This window comes from Mesorhizobium sp. M5C.F.Ca.IN.020.29.1.1, assembly GCF_003997375.1.
GTDB lineage: Bacteria > Pseudomonadota > Alphaproteobacteria > Rhizobiales > Rhizobiaceae > Mesorhizobium > Mesorhizobium wenxiniae.
Genome location: NZ_RZSW01000016.1, coordinates 1 through 17990, shown reverse-complemented (window position 1 = coordinate 17990; position 17990 = coordinate 1). Strand labels below are relative to the sequence as shown.

The 17990-nt window shown below is 61.8% G+C and carries 15 protein-coding genes; 4 read left to right on the top strand and 11 right to left on the bottom strand.

Going from position 1 to position 17990, the window contains the following annotated elements; all coding sequences use genetic code 11:
• Window positions 1-213: 213 nt before the first annotated feature.
• From EOA85_RS02805 to EOA85_RS02790, 4 genes are read right to left on the bottom strand one after another with little or no spacing between them, the layout of a single operon-like run.
• Window positions 214-906, bottom strand: coding sequence for a response regulator transcription factor (locus EOA85_RS02805; protein WP_127208282.1), 693 nt, complete (start codon window positions 904-906; stop codon window positions 214-216).
• Entirely contained in the window at window positions 896-1285 is a 390-nt protein-coding gene (locus EOA85_RS02800; protein ID WP_127208281.1) for a response regulator, read from the bottom strand. Before EOA85_RS02800 ends, EOA85_RS02805 begins: the two co-directional genes overlap by 11 nt.
• Window positions 1282-1929 (bottom strand): response regulator, encoded by a 648-nt coding sequence (locus EOA85_RS02795; protein WP_127208291.1) that lies wholly within the window; start codon window positions 1927-1929, stop codon window positions 1282-1284. The genes EOA85_RS02800 and EOA85_RS02795 overlap by 4 nt, the downstream gene beginning before the upstream one ends.
• On the bottom strand, window positions 1926-5144 hold the full coding sequence (locus EOA85_RS02790; RefSeq protein WP_127208280.1) for an MASE1 domain-containing protein: 3219 nt from the start codon (window positions 5142-5144) through the stop codon (window positions 1926-1928). Before EOA85_RS02790 ends, EOA85_RS02795 begins: the two co-directional genes overlap by 4 nt.
• A gap of 272 nt (window positions 5145-5416) precedes the next feature.
• Here EOA85_RS02790 and EOA85_RS02785 point away from each other — a divergent pair, with 272 nt between their 5' ends.
• On the top strand, window positions 5417-5938 hold the full coding sequence (locus EOA85_RS02785) for a carboxymuconolactone decarboxylase family protein (protein ID WP_127208279.1): 522 nt from the start codon (window positions 5417-5419) through the stop codon (window positions 5936-5938).
• A 381-nt stretch (window positions 5939-6319) separates the two neighbouring features.
• On the opposite strand, the gene EOA85_RS02780 is transcribed toward EOA85_RS02785, so the two are convergent.
• Both EOA85_RS02780 and EOA85_RS02775 read right to left on the bottom strand, forming a co-directional pair.
• A complete protein-coding gene (locus EOA85_RS02780) occupies window positions 6320-8041 on the bottom strand; it encodes an MFS transporter (RefSeq protein ID WP_127208278.1) in 1722 nt (573 codons plus the stop codon).
• On the bottom strand, window positions 8038-9069 hold the full coding sequence (locus EOA85_RS02775) for an HlyD family secretion protein (protein WP_127208277.1): 1032 nt from the start codon (window positions 9067-9069) through the stop codon (window positions 8038-8040). Before EOA85_RS02775 ends, EOA85_RS02780 begins: the two co-directional genes overlap by 4 nt.
• A gap of 81 nt (window positions 9070-9150) precedes the next feature.
• Here EOA85_RS02775 and EOA85_RS02770 point away from each other — a divergent pair, with 81 nt between their 5' ends.
• The gene (locus tag EOA85_RS02770; protein ID WP_127208276.1) at window positions 9151-9774 is read left to right on the top strand and encodes a TetR/AcrR family transcriptional regulator; all 624 of its coding nucleotides are present in this window, start codon (window positions 9151-9153) and stop codon (window positions 9772-9774) included.
• Between the two features lie 342 nt (window positions 9775-10116).
• Here the strand turns inward: EOA85_RS02770 and EOA85_RS02765 are convergent, their stop codons facing one another.
• Window positions 10117-10479, bottom strand: coding sequence for an SPW repeat protein (locus tag EOA85_RS02765; RefSeq protein WP_127208275.1), 363 nt, complete (start codon window positions 10477-10479; stop codon window positions 10117-10119).
• A gap of 263 nt (window positions 10480-10742) precedes the next feature.
• Window positions 10743-11837, bottom strand: coding sequence for a patatin-like phospholipase family protein (locus EOA85_RS02760; RefSeq protein WP_245485583.1), 1095 nt, complete (start codon window positions 11835-11837; stop codon window positions 10743-10745).
• A gap of 803 nt (window positions 11838-12640) precedes the next feature.
• On the opposite strand from EOA85_RS02760, the gene EOA85_RS02755 reads away from it, so the two are divergent.
• Window positions 12641-13279, top strand: coding sequence for a response regulator transcription factor (locus tag EOA85_RS02755; protein ID WP_127208273.1), 639 nt, complete (start codon window positions 12641-12643; stop codon window positions 13277-13279).
• Between the two features lie 115 nt (window positions 13280-13394).
• Window positions 13395-15242, top strand: coding sequence for a PAS domain-containing protein (locus EOA85_RS02750; RefSeq protein ID WP_127208272.1), 1848 nt, complete (start codon window positions 13395-13397; stop codon window positions 15240-15242).
• A gap of 10 nt (window positions 15243-15252) precedes the next feature.
• Here EOA85_RS02750 and EOA85_RS02745 read toward each other — a convergent pair whose 3' ends face one another.
• Genes EOA85_RS02745 through EOA85_RS02735 form a run of 3 tightly spaced genes read right to left on the bottom strand, consistent with a single transcriptional unit; the run spans window position 15253 to window position 17761 of the window.
• Entirely contained in the window at window positions 15253-16242 is a 990-nt protein-coding gene (locus EOA85_RS02745; protein ID WP_127208290.1) for an ABC transporter permease, read from the bottom strand.
• Window positions 16242-17105, bottom strand: a complete 864-nt coding sequence (locus tag EOA85_RS02740) for an ABC transporter permease (RefSeq protein WP_127208271.1) — start codon at window positions 17103-17105, stop codon at window positions 16242-16244. The genes EOA85_RS02745 and EOA85_RS02740 overlap by 1 nt, the downstream gene beginning before the upstream one ends.
• Window positions 17102-17761, bottom strand: coding sequence for an ATP-binding cassette domain-containing protein (locus EOA85_RS02735; RefSeq protein ID WP_281033695.1), 660 nt, complete (start codon window positions 17759-17761; stop codon window positions 17102-17104). Before EOA85_RS02735 ends, EOA85_RS02740 begins: the two co-directional genes overlap by 4 nt.
• Window positions 17762-17990: the final 229 nt, after the last annotated feature.

Here is a 17990-nt window from a genome sequence, read left to right as displayed (position 1 = left end):
TCCATGGCGCTTCCGCTGGCGATCTCATCCGCAAACTGGTGCAGGACCAAGACGCGGGAACCCGGCAAGTATCGACACGAAGCGAGGCCAGTCGGCAGTTGCGAAACTTGCCGTCTGGTGGCGAGACTGTAGGACGCTCCTGAAAGCTGCCATCGATGAATGGCCCGTGCGCTTGGCGATCCCAGCGGAACGAGACATCGGCTTCCGCCGAGTCTAGTTCGCGCCGAAGTCACGCATCGCCGCGGGCAGCGTCTCCCATGCCCGGATCAGTTCGCCGATGGAAGCAGCCTCCATCTTGCGCATGACGTTGCCGCGGTGCAGTTTCACCGTCACCTCACTGATGCCGAGATCGAAGGCGATCTGCTTGTTGAGGCGTCCCCGCGCAACCTGACAAAGAACCTCCCGCTCGCGTGGCGTTAGCGTCTCAAAGCGTTCGACATTGCGCTTGACGACCGCAGCTTCCGCCCGCCGCGCGGCATCCATCGCAATGCCCGCAATAACAGCGTCAAGCAGCGTTTGGTCTCGCACCGGCTTGGTGAGAAAATCCACAGCCCCGGCCTTCATCGCCTGGACGGTCATCGGAATGTCGCCATGCCCGGTCAGGAAGATGACCGGCTTGGGATTGCCCGTTTGAGACAGATGACGCTGCAGGTCGAGGCCGCTCGCTCCCGGCATGCGGACATCGAGGATTAGGCAACCGGGTCTGTCCAGTACGTCGGCATCGAGCAATTCGCGTGTGGAGCTGAAGCAGACAGGCTGGAAGCCGGCGGAGAGTATCAATTCGGACAGCGCCTCCTGAACAGACCCATCGTCATCCACAATGATTACGAGTGGCTGCTCGGCGTCGCTCCTCCGCTGCGATGACGACGGCGCCGATCTCCGTAAGTGCGGCTGCTCAACTCTCATGCTCACCTCCATTTTTCGATTTCCGTAAAGCATCGCCGATAGCTCCCAGCAGGACCTGCGCATCGAAGGGCTTGCGGAAGCAACCGCTGACGCCTTGTGCCCGGTCCTGGTCGGCGATCTCGTGGCGGCCGGTGATCAGGAACACCGGCAGTTCCGGACGCTCCTTCTCCACCAGGCCGCGAAGTTCGAAGCCGTCCATGCCCGGCATCCCGATGTCAGTGATGAGCACGTCAAGGCCGGACAGCCCGCTGATGAGCAACGCCGGCGCTGACGAGAAGCTGCGGGCCGCATAGCCGGCAGACTCCAGCAGATCCTCCAGCGACTCGAGTAGCCTTGGATCGTCATCGACAACCGCCACGACAGGTCTTCCCTTGGTCATGCCCGGTTCACTCCCGCTCGGCGCGAGTGGGTGATCGGTATCTCCAATCGCTCCGCGATCCGCACGAGATCGGCGAGCGACGCCGCCGCCATTTTCTGCATCACGTTCCTTCTATGGATTTCCAGCGTGACTTCGCTGATCCCCAGCTCGGCGGCCGCCTGCTTATTGAGCAGACCGCTCACGACAAGCGGCAGCACCTGGCGTTCGCGTGGCGTCAGCTCACGATAACGTCGCTTTAGAACACCCAGTTCAGCCCGCGCGGACCTCCTTTCCCGATCCTCGGCGATCGCCGCCTCGATTGCAGCCATGAGATCCGCATCGCTGAAAGGCTTGGTGAGAAAATCCACGGCGCCATGCTTGATCGCCCGGACGGAGGACGGGATGTCGCCGTGCCCTGTTATGAAAACGATCGGCGGATGATCTCCTTTCCCGATCTGCCTCTGCAGATCGAGGCCGTTAATGTCAGGCAGCTCGACGTCGAGGATGAGGCATGCCGGGACGTCCGGTTTATCCGCACCGATGTATTCGCCTGCCGATCCGAAAGCAGCGGCGCGGATGCCGTGCGAATCCAACAGTTCGCTCAGCGCCTCCCGGATGCGCGCGTCGTCGTCGACGATGAAGACGATATGGTCATACGTGGTCATGCCGCTGCTTTCGCTTCGACGGGTAGTGTGAAGATGAACGTCGCTCCTTGCGGCTTGTTCGTCTCCACCCACAACCGCCCGCCGTGAGCCTCGACGATCGAACGGCAGATCGCGAGCCCCATGCCCATGCCGTTCGCTTTCGTCGTGATGAACGGCTCGAATATCTTGTCGGGAAACGCGACCCCCGCGCCGCGATCGCTGATTTCCGTTTGGACCACATCGCCCATCCCGCGGGCCCTCACCCCAAGAACCCGGTCATCTGCAATGGAGTCCATCGCATCCATGCCGTTGCGAATGAGGTTCACCAGAACCTGTTGTATGTGTACGCGATCCAGCGCGACAAGCGGCAGGCCGCTTTCGACATCGACATCCATGCGGACACGCCGCCGCGCCGCCTCCTCGGCCATGAGATTGAGCGCCTCGGCTATGATGCTACCGAGCGTCGTGCGATTCCTCGGCTCCACGGATTGCCTGAACAATGCGCGGATCCGGCTGACGACCTCCGCTGCCGAGTTGGCGTCCCGGATGATGCGCTCGGCTGTGATCTTCGCGCGCTCGAGATTTGGGGGTTCGGCCGAAAGCCAACGGTGGCATGCACTGGAGTTGGCCACGATCGCGGAAAGTGGTTGGTTCACCTCATGCGCGATGGATGCCGAGAGCTCGGCAAGGCCGGCTGCCTGGCTCGTACGCGCAAGCCTTTCCTGCGCCAGACGGAGCTCTTCCTGCGCCCGAACCTCTCCATCGATGTCGATGGAAATGGCATACCATTGCATGATCGCTCCGCTTTGGTCCCGCACCGGTTCCCCGCGGACGTCCATCCAGCGATACGCGCCATCCGCATGACGCATACGATATTTCATGGAGTAGGGCTCGCCGGTGGCGAAGGAGTGGCGGGCCGTCTCCAGCAGGCGGGCTGCATCTTCGGGATGGATTAGAGTCTGTATGGTTGCCGCCAGTCGGCTCATGTCCGGCTTGTCCAGTTGCGCCAGGTCGTTCAAGCCGAAGAAGTCGAGCAAGCGCTTGTTGAAGAAGGTCGGCTCGCCTTTCGGCGTCAGACGTCTGATATGGGCAGGAACCATGTTCACAAGATGCGAGAGTTCGCGCTCCCGGTCGCGCAAGGCTTCCTGCGCGCGCATCTCATCGTCGACGTCGAGAGCGACGGCGTACCATTGCACAATCGCTCCACTTTGGTCCCGCAGCGGCTCCGCGCGGCCTTCCATCCATCGATACACGCCGTCCGCACGGCGCAGGCGATACCTTGAGGAGAAGAGCTCGCCAGTGACGAAGGAGTGGTTGAGTCTTTCCCCAAATTTGACTGCTTCATCGGGATGGATGACGGCCGCTATGGCGGCCGCCAGCCGGCTCATGCCCGGCTTTTCCGTATCCGGTACGTCGAGACCGAGAAAATCGATCAGGCGCTTGTTGAAGAAGGTCGGCTCGCCGTCGGGCGCTAGACGTGAGATCGCGACCGGAACTACATCGACAAGTAGCGCAAGCTCCCGCTCCCGCTCGCGCAACGCCGCCAGCGCGCGCATCTCATCATCGATGTCGAGATTAATTCCGTACCATTGCACAATCGCTCCGTCCTGATCGCGCAGAGGCTCCATTCGGCCCTCCGCCCAGTGATATGCTCCGTCCGCCTCGCGCCGACGATACCGCATCACGAACGTGTCGCCGGTTTCGAAACATTTCCGTACCCGGCGCTGCACCTCGGGAGCATCGTCGGGATGAAGTAGGTCCTGCACCAATCTCGCGATGCGTGGCTCTTCGAGAGCATCGAGGTCCGGAATCACCGTGCGGAGATAGTCCTCGTAGCGCTTGTTGAAGCGGACCGGCCCGCCGGTGGGGGTCGTGCTGAAGGCGCGGATCGGCAAGGCATCGATCATCTGCCGGAGTTGCTGCTCGCTCCGTCGCAGCGCTTCTTCGGCATGCATCTGATCGTCTATATCGTGACAGAGGCCGTACCACTGGGCGATACGCCCGTCCTGATCCCGCAATGGCTCGGCGCGGCTCGACATCCAGCAGTAGGTCCCGTCGAGACGACGCAAGCGATACCGCATCGCAAAGACCTCGCCGGTGGTGAGGCACTGGCGGAGCGTGTCCCCGAACGCTACCGCGTCGTCCGGGTGGACGGTTTCTATGACCGCCCCCAGCCGGCTCATGCCCGGTTTGTCCAAATCCGCCACGTCCAGGCCGAGAAACTCGACCATGCGCTTGTTGAAGAAAATCGGCTCGCCGTCGGGCGCGAGACGCCAGACGTGGCTTGGAACCATATCGACAAGCTGCGAAAGCTCCCGCTCCCGGTCGCGCGAGGTGACCAGCGCCAGCTGACGTTGCCGAGATATGGCCGCCACGATGAGCGCCGAAAATGCCGAGATTGCCAGGAAAAGCTGCAGCATGACCTGCCTTTGTCTCTGGAACTCGGGAGCGCCGACAAACTGGCTGTCGCCGGATATCGTGAGCGCCATCGTGATCAGGGCGAGGAGCGTCAAGGCGACGGCGGCGCCTCTGAACTCGAAGCGCGCCGCGGCCCAGAGAAGGGGCGGCATGATGATGTAGGGGGTGGGCAGGTAGACGTCGCTCAAGGAAAACGCGGCAACTCCCAGGAAGATCAGACCCAGGACGCCGGCTTCCACCCGCTGTGCGGGAGGGAGTTGGGTCTTGCTGCGCCAATACTGGATCACGACCAGCGCCGGTGGCGCTACGAGCAGGATTCCGGTGGCGTCGCCAATCCAAAACAGCGGCCATACCGCCGTGAAAGTTTGCGATTCTATGCCAAACCACGCAAGCGTCGCGCTTCCGACCGTCGCGCTTACCAGGGGTGCAACTCCTGCGCCCAGAACGACGAATGCGAGAACTTCCTGCAAGGCTTCCAGCCGGACCGGGCGCCCGCATGTCCGGTTCACCAGCGTTGCGCCGACAGTCGCGCCAAGGGCGTTGCCGACATAGATCAGGAAGCCAGCAGGCAGCGGACTGTGGAACCACACGAGCTGCGCGACCATCTCCGCCAGGCAGCCCGCCAATATCCACCACGGCCAGCTGTAACGAGAGGTGAGAATGAGCGTCGCGATGAAAACGCCGCCCGGAGGCCAAATGGAAACGGTTATTCCGGGGACGATTGCGAGCGCCTGGGCGAACCCGCAGCCTAGTACATATGCCGCGAAAAAAAGCCCCAGGTGCAGGAATTGGGGGCGCTGCGACCAGACGGACATCATCGGCTTCTCCTGCCGGGCAAAGAAGGGCTGGGGATTGTCGGCGATGGGTGTAGCACGTCTCCGCGATAGGTGGGCTGGCGAACTCATGGCCCACTCTATTCCCGCCATTCCCTGGCTGCACCTCATGGAAATCCATGAGCCCAGCCGTTCCTAGTCTTCCGGATGATGCCGCCTAGACCAGTCGAGCGGAGACATGCCCTCTCGCATGATGGCTCGGTTGGGTTCATCCCGACATGATTTGCGGGCGATAAACCAGCTTCAAGGAGACACTCATGAACGTCGCCACCAAGCCGCAAGCGCAGGCCGGAACCCAGAATGGACCTCGCATCAACTGGGCCAAGCAATCTCCCGAACTCGTGAAGAAGTTCACCGAGGTTGTCATGGCTCTCCGTGCAAGCTCGATCGAGGAGTCCATCCTCAATCTTGTCGATATTCGTGCTTCGCAGCTCAACGGCTGCTCCTTCTGCCTCGACATGCACGTCAAGCAGGCCAAGATGCACGGCGAGCGCGAACTGCGCCTCTACCACTTGGCGGCGTGGAGGGATTCGACCCTGTTCACCCCGCGCGAGCGCGCCGCACTCGCATGGACGGAAGTCCTGACCAAGCTGCCGGACCAGGGCGTTCCGGACGAGATCTATGACCGCGTCCGCACGCAGCTGTCGGAGAAGGAGATTTCCGACCTCAGCTTCGCTGTCATGGTAATCAACTCGTGGAACCGCCTCAACGTCGGCTTCAAGACCGTGCCGGGTTCCGCCGATGCAATGTATGGCCTGGACAGGGCGGGGCTCAATTAACCGATTACCGACCGGCGGCGCGGCTCTCGCCGTGTCGCCGCTGATCCTTGGCGGTGGCCAATGACCCACCAGGGAGAGCGCCTTTCGAGAAGCAAATGCGTATCGGTGAATCGCGGCGGTCGGCTCCCGCCGCCTTTGCTGCTGGTTCCATCTCACAGCAATCCGAGAACTCACCCAGGCCTAGCCGGACACTTCGCCCTGCCTGCTCGGTAGTCGCAGCTCTGTTCCATCCCGCCCTTCAGGTTTCGAGTTCCGACGCCGGCTCGTCGCGCTCGGGCCCTGCCCAGACTGCCAATCCAGCGACACCGCGCGACGGGCCGGGCATCCATGATCGTGGCAGCCACGGCGAAGCACCGGTGGACAATCTCTCCACGACGTTTGTCAGGCTGGCAACCGCGCCTCTTCCACTTGCCTCGGATTCCCGTCGACGGGGACGCTCGAGGCCAAGTTTGGAGACGGCCAGCTCGGGGTCATATCGGGTGTCGGCGCGATCGGCATCGGGACCGCGGTCAGCTCCAGGGACGACTGGCGCTTTCTCATGTATCGAGAGAGGCTGATCCTGATCGCGACCAGCACCGGCGCGGCGATTACAAACAGCAGCGCGACTGCGTTGAATGCGGTGTCGAAGGCGATCACTGTGGACTGACCGGCGACCGCTCTGCCCAGCAGGCTCGTCGCTGCCAGGCCAGCTGCCACGGGATCCGTTCCTTTTGCCGCGAGCATGGTTGTCGTCGTCGCCAGACGCTCGCTGACCGCGGGAATGCCAGCCGTGACGTTGGCGCCAAGCACCGAGACATTCGCGGCGACGTTATTCTCGATCAACGTCTGCAGCCAGGCGACACCTACGAGGCCGCCAAGCTGGCGACCCGTGTTGAAGAGGCCTATGCCGGATGCGAGGTTCTGGTCGTTGAGCTTGGTGAAGGCGATGAGGGTGATCGACAGGAACAGGAAGCCGAGGCCGAGGCCACGCAACAGGATGGCCGGCATCATGTCATCCGCGCCGCTCTCAATGGTCGAACCGGACAGCATCCACATCGCGACCATGATCATCAGGATTCCCAAGGGCACCGTCGCGATCGGAGGAATGCGCCGGATCTGCATGAGGAAAGCAGCGGTGAGAAGCGCGCCGATGAAAAGCACGCCGCTCGGCAACAGGAGCAGGCCGGCGTCGGTTGGGGTGAATGCAAGGACGGATACGGCGAACGACGGGATCAGGAAAGCGCTCCCGAACAAGGCGGCGCCGGCGACGAAACTGACGATGAACGCGAAGGAGAAATCCTCCGACTGGAACAAGGTGAAATCCAGCAGGCCCTGGCCTTTGGCCATCGCCTGTTGGCCGATAAACGCCAGCAGCGCGGCCGTGCCGATCACTGTCAGCCACCGGATGCGGGGTTCCTCGAACCAGTCCCATCGGCTGCCCTGGCTAAACACATAGGTGAAGCAGAAGAGTGTGGTGAAGACGAGCGAGAAGCCGATCCAGTCGAACGGTTGGCGTGCGACTTTGACGGGCGCTGGGCAGTCCGCGAGCAGCAGGAAACCGGCCGCCGCCAGCGACACTGGAACGACACTGAAGAAGATCCACAGCCATGACTGGCTGTCGAGCAACCAGCCCTGAAGGGCAGGGGCGATCGTCGCGGGGGCAACGACCGAACCGATTGCGAACAGGGCCTGGAGAATCGGTTGGTGGCGTCGCCGATAGGCAAGAAAAATGATCGCCTGCCCCGCGACGAGCAGGATGCCTCCGGAGAAGCCTTGCATCACGCGGAGCAGGACGAGCAGGTCCAATCGAGCCGTGATGGCGGCAATGGCGCAGGCCGTGCCCATGACCAGGGCCGAGCCGACGATCAGGCTGCGTGGGTTCATACGGTTCATCAGCCAGGCCGCGGCCATGAACCCGATCAGCTTCGGAGCGGTATATCCGATATCCAGCCAGGCGAACTCATCGGGTGTTGCATAGGTATCGCCGATGATGTCGCCGCGCCCGAGCGACAGGACCGTGCTGGCGCTCGCCTCTGTCAGAGTGGCGAGTATTATGCCCGCGACGAGAAGGGCTCCTGTTGCTGGTCGGTTGCGGTCCGGGTTGGCGATGACCACTGCGGTCATGAGTCTCTACCGCGATCAATCTCGACACGCGCGGACAGGCCGGGCACGAGCCGACCGGGCAGCGGATTGCCGATAAATCGGATCTTAATCGGAACGCGCTGAACGACGCGAACGAAGTTTCCTGTCGCATTGTCTGCGGGGAGCAAACTGAAGGCAGACCCACTGCCGGGCGCAAAGCTGTCCACCATCCCTTCAATCGTCTCGTTTGGGTAGCCATCGATGGTGATGCGGACGTGTTGACCGGACTGGATATGTGCGATCTGGGTTTCCTTGAAGTTCGCCACGACCCACAGATCATTGACAGGAACAATATCGAGCAGAGAGGCACCCGGCGCCACAAGCCGGCCGATGCGAACCTGGCGGTTGCCGACGACGCCGTCTAGCGGCGCGCGAACCACGGCGTTGTCGAGGTCGATTTGAGCGAGTTCCTCCGCGGCCCGTGCCTGCGCTACCGCGGCCACCGCGGCTTCGCGCTGCGCGTCGAGCACGGCGATGCGTTGCCGCTGTGCCTCCAGTGCTGCCGATGCCGCCGCCACGGCCGCTTCGGCCCTCGACCGCGCGGCATCGCTTTCGTCGACCTCGGCCTGGCTAACGGCGTTGGTACGAATAAGCTCGCGGCGGCGGCCGGACGCCTTGGTCGCGAGGTTCAGCTCGGCCTCGGCCGAACGCGTCTGGGCCTCGGCCTGCCTGATGAGGGCATGCTGAAGCTGGACTTCCGCGTTGACGTTGCCAAGGCGCGCCTGAGCGGCTTCGACATTGGCCACAGCCTGCGCGAGCCGCGCGCGGTAGTCGCGGTCGTCGATGCGGAACAGGACGTCACCCGCCCGGACGGCCTGGTTGTCCCGAACCTCTACCGCGGTGACGTAGCCCGCGATCTTCGGCGCAAGCCCGGTCACATCCCCCCGGACGTACGCGTTGTCGGTCGACCTGTCATCCGAACGGGCCCAAGCCCATCCTGCGCCAAGGACGACTACGGCTGCGAGGCACAGCAGCAGGCCGATCGTCTTTTTCCTGCTATGTTGCGGCATGACGGCCTCCGGTAATAAGCGTTACCATTGACGTCAATGGTAATGGTTGTTACCAGTCAAGGGATGGACTGGAGTGGATGAATGGCTGCTGCAAGGACCATACGGCGCAACGGCCGCCGGGAGGCTCTTCTTCAAGCGGCTGCCGAGATCTTTTTCGAACAAGGCTACGCCGCGACGAGCATCGACGCGATCATCGAACGCGCCGGCGGATCGAAACGCAACATCTACAATGAGTTCGGCAACAAGGAGGGCCTGTTCTCGGCTATCGTCAAAGAAAGCGCAGACAATCTGCTGTCGCCCTTGGTGATCGAGGAAATAGAAGGCCACGATCTGCGGGCGACACTGACGGCGTTCGGCCGGCATTCCATGGACGCCTACATGTCTCCCACCTTGATCGGAATCTACCGAATTGCCGTTACCGAGGCCAACCGCTTCCCCGATCTCGTGAAGTCGTTCTACGAACAAGGGCCAGGACGGACCGCGGTCCGGCTCGCCGAGGTCCTCGAAGCCGCCAGGGAACGGGGGGAAATCCAGGCGGACGATTGCTCGCGTCTGGCCGGGCACTTTGTCGGCATGACCCGCGACAACCTGCATCTGCAGGTCGTTCTCGGGCTCCGGCCCCCGCCGTCGGACGAAGAAGCACGGGAGGCGGTTGCTTGTGCTGTGGAAATCTTCCTGAACGGCGTTCGATGCAGCCGGAAGTAGAAGGGCAATCGTTGCCGTCAGCATCGGGCCGTTTGGCGAAAAGTCGAGCGGCGTGCCCCGTTCGAGCAGGCCTCGACGCCGAAATGCCTCACGGGCCTCATGAAGGATCCGCCTCACATCGTCGGCGCAGACGTTGTCGCGCCGCATCAGATGCTGGACGATAGGATCGTCAAGCATCTCTTCGAGTGTTGGTTCGGAATTCACGGGGCCCATGATCTGTTCTCTTGCCGGTTCGGGCTTGCGGCGCGGGTTTTCACGCGCAACTCGCCGAAGCATCCCAGGGGACGGTCGCGGAAACAGTTCGGCGCGCGCCCGTCCCCTGGTGCCTGGCCTTCCATGAAATTATCTGACGTCGGACCTGGAAAGCATCTGCGCCTTGCGGCCGTTCGAAAGCTGGATGATGGCGATCGTCGCGACGCAAAGCCCAACCAAGACGTGGGTCCACGTCGCCGCCTGCGCCGATCCGAAGCCGAGCAGGAACGGAGCGGCTACGCCCCAGCACCCCAAGCCGAGATTGGACCACTCCGCCCATGCTCCGTAGCGGTAGAGCGCCACGGCGGAGCAGCAGGCAATCAGCGCGCCGACGATCCCCGCGTTCCAAGCCGCGGCGGGCATCTCGGTGAATGCTAAGGCAGCGCAGGCCAGACCTGCGCCCAGAACGAGGTTGGTCCACTCCAACCCCTTGCTCGGTACTTCATTTGTCATCTTCGTCTCCTTCTCCAGTCCGGCTCCGCACCACGCCATCGATGTCGGGGGCGGCCAATGCGAGGAGAATGACGCGGTCCCGCGCAGCAGCCTATTCTACGCAGGCATCTGTCGGGCGATGCTAAGGTCTAGTGCAGCTGAGCGCGGTGCTGGCGGAGAATATCGAAGCGCTTGGGGTCACAGCGTTCCTGGGCGTAGGAAATCCGCCTTCTTACTGTCGGACATGCTCCTGCCGGAGAAGAGCCTGACGTTGAGGATGCCGATCACAGGCGCCTGTCGGCGAATTCAGGGCTGTCTTTCCAAAGGGTGCCAGCCGCCAACCCGGCGTATCCGAGGTCATAGACAGCTTGCATATAGCTGGCGTTGTAAGGATCAAGCATCGAATAGGGAACTTGAGCGTCAATGGTCGCAAGGTGGAAACGTGCCCCGGTCAGTTTGGCATAGTTGTAGAGGATAGCCAGTTCGCTCTGTGTCTGTGACTTGAGGAGGATGGAATACGCTCTTGCGATCACGGACAACGTTCTATTCCGCGTGGTGGCGAATTCAGGTATGAGCGCGTTGTTTACGATCACATGGAAATCGACACTCTGACGTTTCGCCGGCACGAGAGGGTTCGTGCTTGCCAGAATTGCCTGCGGAAGTATCAGGACTTGCGACGTCGACCCTCCATCGGAATGCATTTCCTGGAAGCGACGCCCTCCTGACTCGGCTTCGATCATGACCGCCGGATAAACGCCCGGAATGCTCGCCGAAGCGGCCATAACGTCCTGAAACAGCTTCAGCGCGTCCAATCGGCCGCTGTTGGCGATGGCGCCCATGTTCCACACGACGGCCCGCTGGGTGTCGAGATTCGTCGTGAGGACCAGGAGGCGGCGGCCTTTGCGATGCTCGGCTGCAACCTGGTGCAGGACCGCTTGTGTGATGAACTCCTCGACCATCCGCCTCATTGGCGTGGATCTCAGTAAGCTCGATCCGATCAAGCCCACGGGAAATTTGGTTGCGACAAGATCGTCGGCGACGCCGCTTGTAAAGAGATGCACCAGCGTGCCGTCATGAGCCGATCCGAGGAACGCGAATGGCGCGATCAGGGCGCCAGTGCTTACGCCGGTGACTACATCAAATTGCGGGCGGGTCCCGGTCTCGCTCCACGCCGAAAGCACGCCGACGCCGAAGGCGCCTCCAGCACCGCCGCCGGAGATCATGAGGACATCGAGGCCATCCGGGTCGGTTGCCGGCGTCCAGTCGCGCAAATCTCCTGCGGCGATCCGAGCGTCCCGATATATCCTGATCTCGCCATAGCCGGCGATCGAAGCCTTCTCTGCTTCCGCTGCGTCAAGGGGTATGTCCGTGGCGGCGATCCGAGTGTCGCAACCCCAGAACCATACGAATGTCGCGACCAGTGCTGCCAGCCCAACGAGCACCGATAATTTCAAAGGGCGCAAACTGAATCTCCAACGTGCTTGGCTTCGTGAACGCCGGAGCAAGTTCGCTTCGCCTGATGCCTCGGATCTCTGAAGTCTCGGTCGAACGCGTGGCTTCCGGTGATGAGACTCGATCGTCATCAGGCAGGCCATGACGCTGGCAGTGCGACATGCCCAACGTAGCGCATGGCGTGCTCATCGCTCGGCGAGACGACGTCGGTAATGAGCCGCATGGAGCAGGATATGTGGAAAGCGCGGTTGTAGTCGATTGATTCAAGGATGATGGCGGGCAATACCGCGGTATAGGTCGTCTGTTGCAGTGACGTCGGGAGATCGCAGTTCTATCCGCTGTAACGATGCCTCCGTGCGCGTGAGACGGATAGTCACTGTACAGCGGCTTCTGGCGCAGCAGCAGCCGATCACGGCAATGGAAATGTCCGGCTTCGAAGTGAATGCATAGGGGCCGGAACCGACGGTCCACACAGCTATACCGAGGTCTAGGTCAGCCATTCAAATCGCTAGGTCCGATCACCCTTGGTAGTGTTGCGTTGCCCGCCGCCATACAGGTACGCAAGACTTGACGTAGAGACTACGAATTGGCGGGCTAGCTGACTATCGACGAGTTCCGGCGGCCTCGCGTGAGGCGCAGGTCCTGGTTGACGTGTGACAGAAGCGCGGCTGATACTGACTGCGTGTACGCGGCCAATTCGTGTTCAGCATATCTCCCCGAGGCGAGAGTCATGGGCGCGGCAATTTCAGGAATCGCAGACAGTCCCGTAACAATTCTGGTCGATGATGACGCAACGGTCCGCGACGCGTTGGAGGAGTTGCTGAATTCGGTCGGCATCGACACGATGTCGTTTTCTTCGGGCCAGGAACTGCTGGATGCAAAACTGCCGGACCGCCCGGGCTGCCTTGTTCTCGATGTGCGAATGCCGGGTCTGAGCGGCCTCGATCTTCAGAATCTCCTTGCAACCAAAGGCATACTGACGCCTATCGTGTTCTTGACGGGTCATGGCGACATCGCCATGAGTGTCCAGGCGATGAAGGCGGGGGCAGTGGATTTTCTGACCAAGCCGGTGCGCGACCAGACGTTCCTTGACGCAGTGTCCACCGCTATCGCCAACGACGTCGCGCGAAGAGCAGCATCGACCGTATCGCGCAAGAACGCGACCCTTTATGAAACCCTTACGCCCCGCGAGCGGGAAGTGCTGAGGCTTGTGGTCTCAGGTGCGATGAACAAGCAGATCGCATCCGATCTCGGCATCAGTGAGATCACCGTGAAGCTCCATCGGAGCAACATGACGAAGAAGATGAACGCAAGGTCTATCTCCCATCTCTTCAATATTTGGCAGTCGCTTCCAGCCGATATCCGCTGAGCGCGTTCGGTTGCGGGAGAGGACAGGTGGACAATCAGACGCAGGGCTTCGTAGCTGACGTGGGTAACGGCCGCGACAGGGAGTGGGACGTAGAGGCCGTCTCGAGAGGTCTCAAATGAATCTGGTGTCGACGAAACAACGCCGCGCCGTGGCATTGGCGGTCGGCGCTTCGAGCGTCTTGCTGGCACTATTCGTCAATGAGCCGTCCGGTCTACTGGTCGCGGTGGCGGTCATATGTATCTGCCTCGGCTGGGAGGCCGGCTTGGTGGCCGTTGCCGCGGCCGGTCTGCTTTCACCCGTGATCCTGTTTTCGCTGGAATCGGGGGCCACAAGCGGCGCGGTCCGGTTGACGGTATTTGTCGTCGCGGCGTCAGCCCTATGGTTCGTGATCACGATTTTCAGGACCATAAGCTTCTATGACCGGGTCTACCATGACACTGGACCGAGCATCGCCGAAATTCCGAGCCTCGGATGGTCGGCCTCTCCGGATGGCCGCCTTCGCGTGGTCAATCCTGCGGCGCTCGAGTATGTTGGTGTGACAGCCGATGAGATGCGCCGGATCATGGATGGCGATGATTATCATTGGACACAGTTTATCCATCCGGACGATGTCGAGGCGAGCATGGCGCGATGGCGTCACAGCTTGCAGACGGGCGAGCCTGTGACCGACGAGCATCGTGTGCGTCGGTTCGATGGGACGTATCGATGGTTTCGCGACACCGGGATTGCTTCGCGTGATGAGCACGGAACGATAACCGGCTGGTATGGCTACAAGACGGATATCGACGATCAGAAGAAGGCTGAAGCTGCGTTGCGTGAGCGTGAGCGCGAACTGCGCCTGCTGGTCGATACAGTTCCCACCATGATCTGGCTGATGACGCCTGCAGGAGTACCGTACTATTTCAACAGACGGTTCGTTGATTGGGCGGGTATCAACGCGACTAAGGAGGAACCGCGAGGCACGCGGCAATTCGCCCCGCATGTAGAGTTGTTCCATCCCGATGATCGGGCGGCGGTCAAGGCTGTGTTCGAGAAGTGCTTTGCCCGTGGAGAGCCACTCCAGCACAAAGGTCGGCTGTGCCGGAAAGATGGCGAATATCGCTGGATTGATTCGCGGTTCGAACCGCTACGCGACGAAGACGGCACCATCCTTCGCTGGTACGGCGTCAACTTCGACATCGATGATGAGGTTCGCGCCCAAGAATCCCTGCGTCTGGCGGACGAACGGCTCGCGCGCGCCTTGCGCACCGCCAGCCTGTCCGAACTATCTGTGTCCATTGCGCACGAACTCAACCAGCCGCTCCAGGCGGTCGTGGCCAACACCGGCGCCTTCCAGAGATGGCTGAACGCTGATCCGCCAAATTTCAATCACGCCAGCCGTGTCGCCCAAAAAATCATCAGAAACGCCGACGCGGCGGCACAGGTGATCACCCGCATCCGGGCGCTGTTCAACAAGACGGAAGGCGAACCGCAAGCGATCGATCTGAACGCGGTGATCCACGACGTGTGTGATCTCCTGGCCGACAGGCTCGCATCGAGCAGCATCAAGCTGGACCTTCACCTCGATCCCCGCCTTCCCGCGACGGTTGCCGATCATGTCCAGATGGAGCAAGTCGTCCTCAACATCGTCCGCAACGGCATTGAAGCGATGCAGGAAGTCGACAGCAATATGCGAAGCCTGCGAATCGTTTCGCGGTCTCAGAACGACGGAACAGTTGAGGTCGAAGTGCGAGATAGCGGCCGCGGACTTAGCGATCCGGAACGGATTTTCGAAGCGTTCTACACAACCAAGCCGGATGGAATGGGGATGGGCCTGGCAATCTGCCATTCGATTGTCGAGGCGCACCGCGGACGGCTTTGGGCGGAAAATGTCGAAACAGGGGGGGCATCCATAACTTTCAGCTTTCCCATCCTCGCTGGCGGCTCGACCAAGACACCAACCGGCGCGACAGTGAGCCCCTGAGTGAGGGCTTTCAGAGATTGATCCGAGAATCGGCCATCGACTGCACGATCTCAATGAGCGTGTTGACCAGGATGTACAAGATTCCGAAAACGATGGCGACGCCCAGCACTGCCGGGAGATCGGCGCTGGCAAAAGCCTGGACCGCGTAAAGGCCCAGACCAGGCCACCCAAAAACGCGCTCGACAACAAGCAAATTGCCGAAGAGAAGACGGACCTGCAGGCTGAGCATGGACAGAGGGGCCGTGGCAGCATTGCGCAAACCGTGGCGCAACAGCACTTTCGTCTCCCCGAGGCCCTTGCCACGCGCAGTCCGGATGTATGTCTGCCTCATCACTTCGTGAAGCGCACCGTTCAGGCTTCGGCCGACCGCGATGCCAATAGGCAACGCCAGTGCAAGCGCCGGCAAGATCATGTGCAGCAGCGCGTCGATGCTGACTTCGGGCCGGCCGACCAGTATTCCGTCGATGACGTTAAGTCCGGTAGGGCCTGCGAAGTCGCGGTAGGTAAGCCGACCCGCTCCAGGAAGCCAATCGAGTTGGAACCAGAAAAAGTAGGCAAGAAGCAAGGCCGACAGAAAAATCGGCGTGGAGCCCACCCCCACCATGGCGAGCCTTATGCCGGCTGATCCCGGAATCAGGAACTGAAGCGCCGCCATTGCGCCGGCGAGCACCATTCCCAAGGCGATCGACACAAGTCCGAGTTCGAGCGTAGCGGGAAGAAATTCCCGTATGTCGTCAGATACAGGCTGCCGGGTCCTGACCGACGTCCCCAGATCCGCATGCGCGAGGCGGAACAGAAAGCGTCCGTACTGAACGACAGCCGGGTCGTCCAGTCCGAGCTGCTCCCGCATCGCTTCGACCGATTCCAACGGAGCGTTCGGCCCGGCAATGGCTCGCGCTGGATCGGCAGGGATAATGCTTTGGAGACTGAAAAAGATAAAGCTCATCACCAGGAGAACGACGACGGCGCCGACGATGCTTTTGGCGAGATATGCCAGCACTACGCCCCCCTCAGCGCGGCGCGAACGCCGTCGCCCGCAAGGTTGGCGAGGAGGCAGAGGAGAAAGATGACCGCAGCCGGCAAGATCGGCAGCCACCAATGGACAGTAAGACTGTCGAGGCTGCGCGCCGTCATCGCTCCGAGTTCAGGCGCCGGTGCAGGCAGTCCAAGGCCGAGGAAAGACATCAGCGACAGCGTCATGATGATGCTGGCCACATCCAGTGACGCCCCGATAAGCAAGGCCGGGACCACTCCCGGCAACAAGTAACGCGACAGCAGGCGCCGACCGCGGACCCCGGCAATCAGCGCCGCCTCGACATGAGGACGTGCCTTCAGGCGGCGGATTTCATCACGTGATATGCGTGCGTACCAAGGCCACCAGAAAATGGCAACCGCGATCATCGTGTTGACGAGCCCCGGGCCAAGCGAAGCCACAACGGCAAGCGCGACGAGCGTTCCCGGAACGACAAAGAACAGGTCGATGATCCGCTGGATGACCAGATCGACCTTGCCGCCAATCAGCCCCGAAATCAGTCCGACCAGGGAGCCCACGGCGACACTGAAGCCGATAACGGCAAGCGCTGGCAGCCACGTATATTGAATGCCGAGGATGACGCGCGAGAACAGGTCGCGGCCGATCTCGTCGGTGCCGAACCAATGGGCGGCCGAAGGCGGCAGGTAGGCGGCGGCGACGCGCAGTTGTGGATCGAACGGCGTGATCCATGGCGCCAGCAGGGCCACAACGGTGACGACGGGCACGCCGATAATGCCGACGCTTTCAAGCCAGCCGGCACGACGGAAGAAATCGCGCCAGTTGAACCGAGGCCGCGCAGGCAGCGTGTCCGAGCTTGGCCTGCCGTTCACCGTCCGCCTCCCGCCTGCAGACTCGGCATTGCCGTGACGAGAGACCGCGTGTAGGGAGACTGTGGTGCGGCAACTATGGCATCGGGATCCGCAATCTCAACCAGTTGGCCGTCCTTCAGCACGGCGATACGGTCGGCGATGATTCTGGCGGCCGCCAGATCGTGGGTCACGAACAGCATCGCCATGTCGAGCCGCCGCCGAAGGTCGCCAAGAAGGTTCAAGGTTGTGGCCGCCAGCGACACGTCCATGGCGCTGATCGGCTCATCGCAGAGCAGAAGCCTTGGGGGGACGATTACCGCGCGAGCCAAAACGGCGCGCTGGCACTGCCCGACCGATATCTCCGCCGGCAGCGCGTCCATCAGGATCGGATCGAGGCCGACCAGCTTCATGGCCTCTCCGACGCGACGGCGGCCGTAGTCACTGTCCGGCGAAATGGCCCGCAGGCGCTCGCCGATCTGCTCGCCGATCGTGAGCCACGGCGTCAGCGCCGCTACGGGGTCTTGAAACACAACTTGCGGAGGAAGCTTGTCGAAGCGTGCAACAGTGCCACTCTCGGGTGCCACGAGACCAGCAGCTATCCTCAGGAGGGTAGACTTGCCGGCGCCGCTCTCGCCCACCAGGGCGACGCACTCGCCAAGCTTGATCGAGAGGTTGATCGAACTAAGAACTGGCTGCGGTTGACGCCGTCCCCAAAACGATCGGGTGCCTGTCGGGTATGTTTTTCCTATGTTGGACAGCCTCAGGGCGGCGGTTTCCTGAATCGCCTGGGCCAGCCATGGTTTCGCATCAGTGCGCTGCGCTGAGAGAAATGGAGTTTGTTCGTGGTGAAGGCAGGCGATTGCGCCACCGTGGACGGAAGCAGGCTCCAGCGGCGGGCGGGACGGC